Raw genomic sequence first — 9,214 nt, 5'->3', positions numbered from 1 at the left:
AGACGGCCCGCGCGTTCGGTGGTGGGGGATCCGGTACTCGTCGGCGTCCTTGCCGGACGAGTCGCTGAACTTGCCGGACACGTTCACGGTCAGCGACGAGCCGACCTCGACCCGCCCGAACTTCACGGACAGGGCGACGACCCACGGTGCGGACACGAGGACCACCGCGACGAGGGCGACGACGGGCAGCAGGACGGAACGGCGTTCCCGGGCCCCGGGACGGTCCTGGAACCAGCGGACGACGGCCCACACCGGCACCACGACGAGGAAGACGGGGACGAGGAACGCCTTCGTGCAGTACCCCAGCGCGCACACCGCCCCGAGCGCCGGCTACCGCACCGCCGCGCGCAGCGGCGCCGACTGGAACTCCCGCATGCCGCGCTCGAAGTCGACCTCGGCACGCCACCCGAGCTCGGCGGCGATCCGGTCCGACGACGCCGTGACGTGCCGGACGTCCCCGAGCCGGTACTCGCCGGTGACGACCGGCTGGGGACCCTCGGGCCCGGCGATCGCGGCGGCCATCTCCCCGATCGTGTGCACGATGCCGGACCCGACGTTGTACGCCCGGAACGTCTCGGCGGGCAGGTCCGCCGTCGCGGCGATCGATGCGGCGTTCGCCCCCGCGACGTCGTCGACGTGCACGAAGTCGCGCCGCTGGCGGCCGTCCTCGAAGACGCGCGGCGCCTCGCCCCGGGCGAGTGCCGACCGGAACAGCGAGGCGACCCCGGCGTACGGGGTGTTCGCGGGCATGCCCGGACCGTAGACGTTGTGGTAGCGGAGCGCGATCGCCCGACCGCCGGTCGCTCGCGACCACGAGGACGCGAGGTGCTCCTGCGCCACCTTCGTCTGCGCGTAGACGTTGCGCGGGTCGAGCGCTGCCGACTCGTCGATCAGCCCGGGCAGGAGCGGCTTGCCGTCCGGTCCGATCGGGTCGAACTCCCCGGCGTCGAGGTCGGCGCGACGACGGGCCGGCGGGCGCACGGGCTCGCCGGACGCCGTCGTGTAGGCGCCTTCGCCGTAGACGACCATCGAGCTGGCGACCACGAGGCGGCCGATGCCGTGGCGGTCCATGCCGGCGAGGACGTGGGCGGTGCCGGCGTCGTTCGACGAGACGTAGTCGGGGGCGTCCTGGAAGTCGACGCCCAGTCCGACCTTGGCGGCCTGGTGGCAGACCACGTCGACCCCGTCGAGGGCGGCGTCGAGGCTGATCCGGTCGCGGACGTCGCCGTGCACGAACTCGACGCCCTGCTGCTGGTGCGCGGTGACGATCTCCGCGGGGTCGCCGTGGACGTCGTCGCGGAGGGAGTCGAGCACGCGCACCTCGTGGCCGTCGGCCAGGGCACGGCGGACGATCGCGGACCCGATGAAGCCGGCGCCGCCGGTGACGAGCAGGCGGGTCACGCGGAGGCCTCCGTGGTCGCTGCTGCGGGCCGTGCGCTCGTCATCGCGCTCGCGCTCGCCGCGGCCGGGACGAGCTCCCGGGGGGTGTAGTCGTCCGGGATCGCCGCGACGATCGAACCGATCGCTCGGACGATCACCTCGTTCGCCCGGGCCAGGCGCTCCATCACCATGCCGTGGGTGACCGGTGCCTCGCCGGTTCCGGCGGTGGCCTGCGCCTCTGCCTCGGCCTCGGACGGGGCCAGGCCAGCGTCGGCGTCGGTCACGAACGAGAGGTTCACCGTCCCGATGCCGAGCTCGGCCGCGAGGGGGACCTCGGGCGTCATCGTCATGTTGATCGTGTGGCCGCCGGCCTCGCGCATCCAGATGGACTCCGCACGCGTCGAGAACCGCGGCCCCTGGATCACCACGCACGTGCCCGTCGGCCGGAAGGGCACGTCGAGGCGCTCGATCGCACCGATCGCGACGCGTCGGAGCGCCGGGTCGAACGGGTCCGCGAACGAGAGGTGCTGCACGGCGTCCTCGAAGAACGTGTCCGCTCGGCCCCACGTCCGGTCGATGAGCTGGTCGGTGACGACGAACGTCCCGGGGGCGTAGTCGGGGTGCAGGCCACCGACCGCACTGGACGACACCACGGCACGGACGCCGAGCGAGCGCAGTGCCCACAGGTTCGCCCGGTGGTTGATGCGGTGCGGCGCCACGGAGTGCTCGCGGCCGTGCCGGGTGAGGAACGCCACCCGCTTGCCGGACATGGTCCCGATGCTGATCGGGCTCGACGTGGCGCCGAACGGGGTGTCGACGTCGACCTCGTCCGCGGTGCCGGGCTCGAACAGCTCGTAGAGTCCCGAACCGCCGATCACCCCGATGCCCACACGCGTCTCGTCCACAGCTCCGGTCGTGGTCACGTCGTTCTCCACAGGTCCTCCGAATGGTCCTCGGCGCGTTCTGCGCGCTCGTTACGCTACTGGGACCGCCCTCGGTCGAACCGGGAGCGGGCACACATCTCACCTGTTCGGAGGCGCACGTGCGAACGATCGGTCAGCACCGCGACGAGATCGCCGCCCTGGTCGCGCCGGTCCTGTCCGGCAGGCGTACGTCCGTCCCGGAGGCGCGGGACGTCGACGACCTCGCCACCGGTGCCGGCAGCGGGCGGGGGTACCGCGTGCTGGCACGTGCGGTCGTCGCACCCGTGCCGCTCCCACCGTTCGACAACAGCCAGATGGACGGCTTCGCCGTCCGCGCCGCCGACGCCGGTCGTGTGCTGCGGGTGGTCGAGCCCGTCCCCGCGGGGGTCGTCCCCGCTCCGCTGGACCCCGGGACCGCGGCGCCCATCATGACCGGAGCGCGGATCCCGGACGGCGCCGACGCGGTCTTCCCGGTCGAGGCGACGGGACCCGGCTCCTTCCCGGCCGCGCTGTCCCTGACCGAGGTCACGGTGCCGGACGACCTCGCCGCGGGGACGTTCGTGCGCGGGACCGGCACGGACCTCGCACGCGGCGGCGGACTCGCACCGGCCGGCACCGCCGTGACGCCCGCACTGCTCGGCACGCTGGCGTCCGCCGGGGTCACGGCGGTCGACCTCGTGCGGCGGCTGCGGGTGCTCGTCGTCTCCACCGGGTCGGAGCTCCGCGGCGCCGGTGACGCCACGATCGGCGACGCGAACGGCATCGCCCTGCGGGCCGCCCTCGCCCAGGTCGGGGTCGAGACGCGGGCGGTCCGCGTGCCGGACGATGTCCCCGCGTTCACGGGTGCCCTCGACGAGGCGGTGGGGGACTGGGCCGACCTCGTCCTCACCACCGGCGGGATCAGCGCCGGCGCGTACGAGGTGGTGCGGCAGGCCCTCGAACCGCGCGGACTCGTGGTCACCCCGGTCGCCGTGCAGCCCGGCGGCCCCCAGGCGTCCGGCACGGTCGAGCTCGCGGGCCGGGACGTGCCGGTGGTCTCGTTCCCGGGCAACCCCGTCTCGGCGCTGGTCTCGTTCGAGCTGTTCCTCCGGCCGCTCCTCGCCGAAGACGCCGGCCTGCCCGACGACCGGCCGGCGCAGGAGCTCCCCGCAGCCGAGTCGGCGACCTCGCCGTCCACCAAGCACCAGGTCCGCCGCGGCCGGGTCGAGGGCGGCCGCGTGCACTTCGTGGGCGGCCCGAGCTCGCACCTGCTCGCGCACTACGCCGCGGCCACGCACCTCGTCCACGTCCCGGTCGGCACCACCACCGTCGAACCCGGCGACCCCCTGACCGTCTGGAGCCTCCGTTGACCGGCGAACCGATGTCCGAACCGACCCCGCCCGGCGGTGACCTGTCGCACGTCCGCGCCGACGGCACCGCGCACATGGTCGACGTCTCCGAGAAGGACGTCACCGCACGCTCCGCCACCGCGACGGCGACGCTCGTCACCCGTCCCGACGTGGTCGCTCGCATCCTCGACGGATCGCTCCCCAAGGGCGAGGTGATCGGCACCGCCCGGATCGCCGCGATCATGGCCGTGAAGAAGACCTCCGACCTGGTCCCGCTCTGCCACCCGCTGCCGATCGCCGGGGTCGAGGTCGACATCACCGGGGCACAGGACCGCGTCGTCGTCGAGGTGTCCGTGCGCACCACCTCACGGACGGGCGTCGAGATGGAAGCCCTCACCGGCGCGAGCGTCGCAGCACTGACCGTGTACGACATGGTGAAGGCCGTCGACCGCGCGGCCGTGATCACGGACGTCCGGGTGCTCGAGAAGCACGGTGGGCGCTCGGGGGACTGGAGCAACCGATGACCTCGCAGCCGACACGGGGACGAGCGGCCGTGGTGGTGGTGTCCACCCAGGCCTCCGCCGACCCGGCCCTCGACCGGACCGGCCCCGTCATCGCGGGCTGGCTCCGCGAACGCTCCTTCACCGTGACGGAGCCGATCATCGTCCCCGACGGCGGCCCGATCGCCGAGACGGTGTCGGCCGAGCTCCTGTCGGACGCCCGGGTCGTCATCACCACGGGCGGCACCGGCGTCACCCCGACCGACCGCACGCCCGAGGCGATCGCGCCGCTCATCGACCTCGAGCTGCCCGGCATCGCCGAGGAGATCCGCCGCCGTGGGCTCGCCGGCGCCGGCCCCACCGCGCTGCTGAGCCGGGGCGTCGCGGGGATCGCCGGTGGCACCCTGATCGTCGCGCTCCCCGGCTCGCGCGGTGGTGTCGCCGACGGGCTCGGGGTCCTCGACGGCCTGCTCGACCACGTCCTCGCCCAGGTCTCGGGCGAGGGCCACGCACCGCGGAGCGCCTCGTGAACGGCTCCGCCGACGCCCCCGAGCGGGTCGTCCTCGCCGACGTCGTCGACCGGTCCATCACCGTCGACGAGGTCGCCGCCGTCGTCGCCACCGACCAGGACGGCGCGGTCGTCACCTTCGCCGGGGTCGTCCGCGACCACGACGACGGCAAGGGGGTCACCGCCCTCGAGTACGAACGGCACCCGAGCGCCGGCGAGGTCATCGCCGAGGTGGCCCGGACGATCGCCGCCGCCCACCCCGAGGTCCGCATCGCGGTGCTGCACCGCGTCGGCGCGCTCGGCATCGGGGACGTGGCGCTCGCCGCAGCCGTGTCGTCGCCGCACCGCGCCGAGGCCTTCGCTGCCTGCGGGGCCCTCGTCGACCTCGTGAAGGAGCAGGTGCCCATCTGGAAGCACCAGCGGTTCACCGACGGTTCCGACGAGTGGGTCGCCGCCCTCTGATCCGACCCTGTGGGACTCCGCAGCTGACCGTTGCCGGATCGCAACCGCGCCACGCGTTCGGGGCGTAGCGCGGGTTCCGAGCGGATCCATAGAATCCGGGACCATGAGCGTGCTGCTGTACGGGGCCGGTGTGGTCCTGCTGGTCTTCGCCTTGATCGACATCCTCACCAAGGGCGACGACCAGGTCCGTGGACTCCCGAAGTTCGCGTGGGTGCTCCTCGTGGTCCTCGTGCCCGTGGTCGGCAGCATCGTGTGGTTCGCCGTCGGGCACGACTGGGCCCCCGGTGACCGGAACCACGGACGGTACATCGAGCCGAACCGCCACGAGGACCGGTACGCCACGCTCGGTGACGCGCGCAGCGCCCACGGTGACAAGCGCGTGAGCGGCACGGAGCAGGAACTCGCCGAGCTCGAGCGCGAGATCGAGTACTGGGAGGCCCAGGCGCGCCTCAAGCGGGCGAAGGAAGCCGCGGGCGAGAGCGACGTCGCGCCGTCGAGCTGACGCGCGCGTCCGGTCGGCGGCGCACGGTGCGCGGTCCGGCGCACGGTGCGCGGTCGGTCGGCCGGTGCGAGGTGCGTCGGCCGGTGCGAGGTTGACCGCTTCGTGCGGCGTTACAAGCTCGCACCGAGCGGGCAGCGCCGCACCCGCTGAGCAACCCCGCACCGTGCGCGCCCGCGCTCCCTCGCCAACCCCGCACCGTGCGCGCCCGCGCTCCCTCACCAACCCCGCACCGTGCGCGCCCGCGCTCCCTCACCAACCCCCGCACCGACCACCCCGCCGCGCCGCCTACCCTTGACGGGTGGCTCATCTCCTCGGCGCCGAGAACCTCCATCTCGAGTTCCCCACCAAGGTCGTCTTCGACAACGTCACCCTCGGCATCGACGAGGGTGACCGCATCGGCGTCGTCGGCCGGAACGGCGACGGCAAGTCGACCCTCCTCGCCCTGCTGGCCCAGCGCCTCGAGCCGGACGGCGGCCGCGTCACGCACCGCCGCGGGCTGACCGTCGGCTACCTCGACCAGCGCGACATCCTGCCGGCGGGGGAGACCGTCGGCACCGTCGTCGTCGGCGACCTGGCCGAGCACGAGTGGGCGGGCGACCCGAAGATCCGCGACATCATCGGCGGCCTCGTGTCGGACATTCCGTGGGACGTCTCGGTGGACGAGCTGAGCGGTGGGCAGCGGCGTCGCGTGGCGCTCGCGCGGCTGCTCGTCGGCGACTGGGACGTGCTGTTCCTCGACGAGCCGACGAACCACCTCGACGTCGAGGGCATCCAGTGGCTCGCGGAGCACATCAACCGCCGGTGGTCGGCGAACCAGGGCGGCATGGTGGTCGTGACGCACGACCGCTGGTTCCTCGACGCCGTGTCGACCGACACGTGGGAGGTCCACGACGGCGTCGTCGACCCCTTCGAGGGCGGCTACGCGGCGTACATCCTGCAGCGCGTCGAGCGCGACCGGCAGGCCGCCGCGAGCGAGCAGCGCCGGCAGAACCTCGCCCGCAAGGAGCTCGCGTGGCTCCGCCGCGGTGCTCCGGCCCGTACGAGCAAGCCGAAGTTCCGCATCGACGCGGCGAACGCCCTCATCGACGACGTGCCGCCGATCCGCGACACGGTCGCCCTCGCGAAGACGGCCACCGCGCGCCTCGGCAAGGACGTCGTCGACCTGCTCGACGTCAGCGTCTCGTTCGACGGCACCGAGATCCTGGACCGCATCGAGTGGCGGATCGCGCCGGGGGAGCGCACCGGCATCCTCGGTCCGAACGGTGCCGGCAAGTCGACCCTGCTGAGTCTCGTGTCCGGACGGCTCCAGCCCACGAGCGGCCGCGTGAAGACGGGCAAGACCGTGCAGGTCGCTGTGCTCGACCAGCAGCTCGCCGACCTCGCGCAGTTCGCAGACGACCGCGTCCGCGAGGTCGTCGCCCGCAAGAAGACGAGCTACGTCGCCGACGGCAAGGAGATGACGCCGTCCCAGCTGCTCGAACGCCTCGGCTTCACGTCGGCGCAGCTGTCGACGCCGGTCAAGGACCTGAGCGGTGGGCAGAAGCGCCGCCTGCAGCTCATGCTCATCCTGCTCGACGAGCCGAACGTGCTCATCCTCGACGAGCCCACCAACGACCTCGACACCGACATGCTCGCCGCCATGGAGGACCTGCTCGACACCTGGCCGGGCACACTGCTGGTCGTCTCCCACGACCGGTACCTGCTCGAGCGCGTCACGGACCAGCAGTACGCCGTCCTCGGCGGCCACCTGCGGCACCTGCCGGGTGGCGTCGACGAGTACATGCGACTCCGTGCAGCCGGCACCGGTGGCGGGACCGCCTCTGCGGCTGCCGCCGCGTCAGCCGGGAGGCCCGACACCGCAGGCGGGACCGGCTCGGCCGGTCCCGTGGCCGGGTCCACGGCGTCGACCGGTCCCGGCGCGTCCGCTGCGGCCGCCTCCAGCCTGTCCGGCGCAGAGCGGCGGACCGCCGAGAAGGAGATGTCGGCGCTCGACCGGAAGATCGCGAAGGTCGGGGACGACCGGAAGAAGCTGCTCGACCAGTTCGCGACGCACGACCAGGCGGACTACGCGGGCCTCGGGGAGCTCCAGGCGAAGCTGGCGGCGCACGAGGCCGAGATCGAGCAGCTCGAGGAGCGCTGGCTCGAGGTCGCGGAGCAGCTCGGGGTCTGAGACGGTCTACTCGGCCGGCTGTGCCTCCGACGGTGCACCGCCGCCGGGGTTCGCGACGACCTCCCACAGGTGGCCGTCCGGGTCCTGGAAGAAGCCGGACCACATCCCCCACGGGCGCGTGTACGGCGGCGCGAGCATCGTGGCGCCGGCGGCCCGGGCCCGGTCGAGGAACGCCTCGGCGTCGGCTTGGCTCTCGACGAAGTGCCCGATCGTCGCCGCGGGGCCGTCGGCGAGGTCGACACCCGAGTCCTTCACCATGTCGTCGCGGCCGTAGACGCTGACGATGAGCCCGTCGTCGAGGGTGAACATCGCCGTCGTGCCGCCCGCCTCGGTCTCGGTCGACGGGTACTCGGTGCCGATGATCCCGCTGCCCTCGATGCCGAGCAGTGCGCGGTAGAACGCCGCCGATCGTGCGACGTCGGCGACGGCCAGGGTGATCGCGTGCATGGGCCGGAGACTACGCCCGGTCTCGCCGCTGGGACGGCTCAGTCCCCGAGGCCCAGGATGAGTCGACGGAGCAGTCCGGCGAGCTGGTCCTGCTCGTCGTCGGAGACCCCGGCCAGGATGTCCCGCTCGGCCGTCAGCAGGTCGGCGATCGCCGCGTCCACGGCGACCCGGCCCTTCGCCGTCAACGAGACGAGGATGCCCCGGCCGTCCCTCGGGTCCGTGCGCCGGCCGACCAGCCCGCGCGCCGCGAGCCGGTCCACCCGGTTCGTCATGGTGCCGCTCGACACCAGCGTCTGCTGCAGCAGCGACTTCGGGCTCAGTTCGTACGGCTCGCCCGCCCGCCGCAGCGCCGACAGGACGTCGAACTCCCACGGCTCCATGGCACCGGCGTCGAACGCGGCACGTCGGGCACGGTCGAGGTGCCGCGCGAGACGGTCCACGCGGGACAGGACCTCGAGCGGACCGAAGTCCAGGTCGGCGCGCTCGCGACCCCACGCCGCGACGATGCGGTCGACCTCGTCCTCATGCGGCATCTGACCATCTTGGCGGAAGCCGGGGCTGCACGACCAGTCGCCGCGTCATGGGAGGATGGCTACCGCCGGGCTGTTCGGCCATGCTGACGGCGAGGAATGGGGCGTGAGCCATTATCGCCTGCGTCCAGTTTCCGATCCCGCATGAATCTGGTTCGCCGCCTCGGCGACTATGCGGCACATCCCGATCCGCTGACGGCGGCGTGCAACCGCATCGCGCTCCTCGTCGCCACGAACCAGCCCTTCTACCCTCTCTATCCGTGGTGGATCGTCGGCGGCGATTGGCGAGTGGCGTGCTGGACCTTCCTCTCGACGCCCTTCTTCGCCTGCGTGCCGGTCGTCGCTCGGCGAAACGCGGTCGCTGGCCGCGTCCTGCTGCCGCTCGCTGGCGTTGCCAATGGTATCCTCAGCACCAAGGCATTCGGCGAGCCGTCTGGTGTGGAACTGTTCTTCATCCCATGCGG

At 73.0% G+C, this 9,214-nt stretch carries 12 protein-coding genes; 7 read left to right on the top strand and 5 right to left on the bottom strand.

What is annotated here, in order from left to right:
- From I5E_RS17390 to I5E_RS17380, 3 genes are all read right to left on the bottom strand, one after another.
- Positions 1-315, bottom strand: a 315-nt coding sequence (locus I5E_RS17390) for a hypothetical protein (RefSeq protein ID WP_031263062.1), incomplete at its 3' end; no start/stop codon positions are given.
- Between the two features lie 15 nt (positions 316-330).
- Complete coding sequence (locus tag I5E_RS17385) at positions 331-1,401, bottom strand: NAD-dependent epimerase/dehydratase family protein (RefSeq protein ID WP_022908110.1); 1,071 nt, start codon at positions 1,399-1,401, stop codon at positions 331-333.
- Positions 1,398-2,303, bottom strand: coding sequence for an MTAP family purine nucleoside phosphorylase (locus tag I5E_RS17380; RefSeq protein ID WP_261974985.1), 906 nt, complete (start codon positions 2,301-2,303; stop codon positions 1,398-1,400). Before I5E_RS17380 ends, I5E_RS17385 begins: the two co-directional genes overlap by 4 nt.
- Before the next feature lie 119 nt (positions 2,304-2,422).
- Between I5E_RS17380 and I5E_RS17375 the strand changes: the two genes are divergently transcribed.
- The 6 genes from I5E_RS17375 to I5E_RS17350 all read left to right on the top strand — a co-directional run bounded on the left by I5E_RS17375 (position 2,423) and on the right by I5E_RS17350 (position 7,773).
- The gene (locus I5E_RS17375) at positions 2,423-3,652 is read left to right on the top strand and encodes a molybdopterin molybdotransferase MoeA (protein ID WP_022908108.1); all 1,230 of its coding nucleotides are present in this window, start codon (positions 2,423-2,425) and stop codon (positions 3,650-3,652) included.
- A gap of 11 nt (positions 3,653-3,663) precedes the next feature.
- Positions 3,664-4,155, top strand: a complete 492-nt coding sequence (moaC, locus tag I5E_RS17370) for a cyclic pyranopterin monophosphate synthase MoaC (RefSeq protein ID WP_031263060.1) — start codon at positions 3,664-3,666, stop codon at positions 4,153-4,155.
- Positions 4,152-4,661, top strand: a complete 510-nt coding sequence (locus I5E_RS17365; RefSeq protein WP_031263059.1) for a MogA/MoaB family molybdenum cofactor biosynthesis protein — start codon at positions 4,152-4,154, stop codon at positions 4,659-4,661. The genes moaC and I5E_RS17365 overlap by 4 nt, the downstream gene beginning before the upstream one ends.
- Positions 4,658-5,101: a molybdenum cofactor biosynthesis protein MoaE gene (locus I5E_RS17360; RefSeq protein ID WP_031263058.1), complete on the top strand. Its 444-nt coding sequence runs from the start codon at positions 4,658-4,660 to the stop codon at positions 5,099-5,101. The genes I5E_RS17365 and I5E_RS17360 overlap by 4 nt, the downstream gene beginning before the upstream one ends.
- Before the next feature lie 103 nt (positions 5,102-5,204).
- Positions 5,205-5,603: a PLDc N-terminal domain-containing protein gene (locus I5E_RS17355; RefSeq protein WP_022908106.1), complete on the top strand. Its 399-nt coding sequence runs from the start codon at positions 5,205-5,207 to the stop codon at positions 5,601-5,603.
- Positions 5,604-5,901: 298 nt separating this feature from the next.
- The gene (locus tag I5E_RS17350) at positions 5,902-7,773 is read left to right on the top strand and encodes an ABC-F family ATP-binding cassette domain-containing protein (RefSeq protein ID WP_022908105.1); all 1,872 of its coding nucleotides are present in this window, start codon (positions 5,902-5,904) and stop codon (positions 7,771-7,773) included.
- A gap of 6 nt (positions 7,774-7,779) precedes the next feature.
- Here I5E_RS17350 and I5E_RS17345 read toward each other — a convergent pair whose 3' ends face one another.
- Together I5E_RS17345 and I5E_RS17340 are read right to left on the bottom strand one after the other, a co-directional pair.
- Entirely contained in the window at positions 7,780-8,220 is a 441-nt protein-coding gene (locus I5E_RS17345; RefSeq protein WP_022908104.1) for a VOC family protein, read from the bottom strand.
- Between the two features lie 38 nt (positions 8,221-8,258).
- The gene (locus I5E_RS17340) at positions 8,259-8,753 is read right to left on the bottom strand and encodes a MarR family winged helix-turn-helix transcriptional regulator (protein WP_022908103.1); all 495 of its coding nucleotides are present in this window, start codon (positions 8,751-8,753) and stop codon (positions 8,259-8,261) included.
- Positions 8,754-8,894: 141 nt separating this feature from the next.
- Between I5E_RS17340 and I5E_RS17335 the strand changes: the two genes are divergently transcribed.
- Positions 8,895-9,214: hypothetical protein (locus I5E_RS17335; RefSeq protein WP_022908102.1), on the top strand; the 320-nt coding region annotated here is incomplete at its 3' end.

The organism is Curtobacterium sp. B18, assembly GCF_000333375.1.
GTDB lineage: Bacteria > Actinomycetota > Actinomycetes > Actinomycetales > Microbacteriaceae > Curtobacterium.
The sequence above is the reverse complement of the archived record's forward strand: the minus strand, read 5'-3'. Positions and strand labels throughout refer to the sequence as shown.

Bases quoted from the DNA above. Each gene is read 5' to 3' on its own strand.
- I5E_RS17340 (WP_022908103.1), bottom strand. From the start codon at position 8,753: ATGCCGCATGAGGACGAGGTCGACCGCATCGTCGCGGCGTGGGGTCGC.
- moaC (WP_031263060.1), top strand. From the start codon at position 3,664: ATGTCCGAACCGACCCCGCCCGGCGGTGACCTGTCGCACGTCCGCGCC.
- I5E_RS17355 (WP_022908106.1), top strand. From the start codon at position 5,205: ATGAGCGTGCTGCTGTACGGGGCCGGTGTGGTCCTGCTGGTCTTCGCC.
- I5E_RS17365 (WP_031263059.1), top strand. From the start codon at position 4,152: ATGACCTCGCAGCCGACACGGGGACGAGCGGCCGTGGTGGTGGTGTCC.
- I5E_RS17345 (WP_022908104.1), bottom strand. From the start codon at position 8,220: ATGCACGCGATCACCCTGGCCGTCGCCGACGTCGCACGATCGGCGGCG.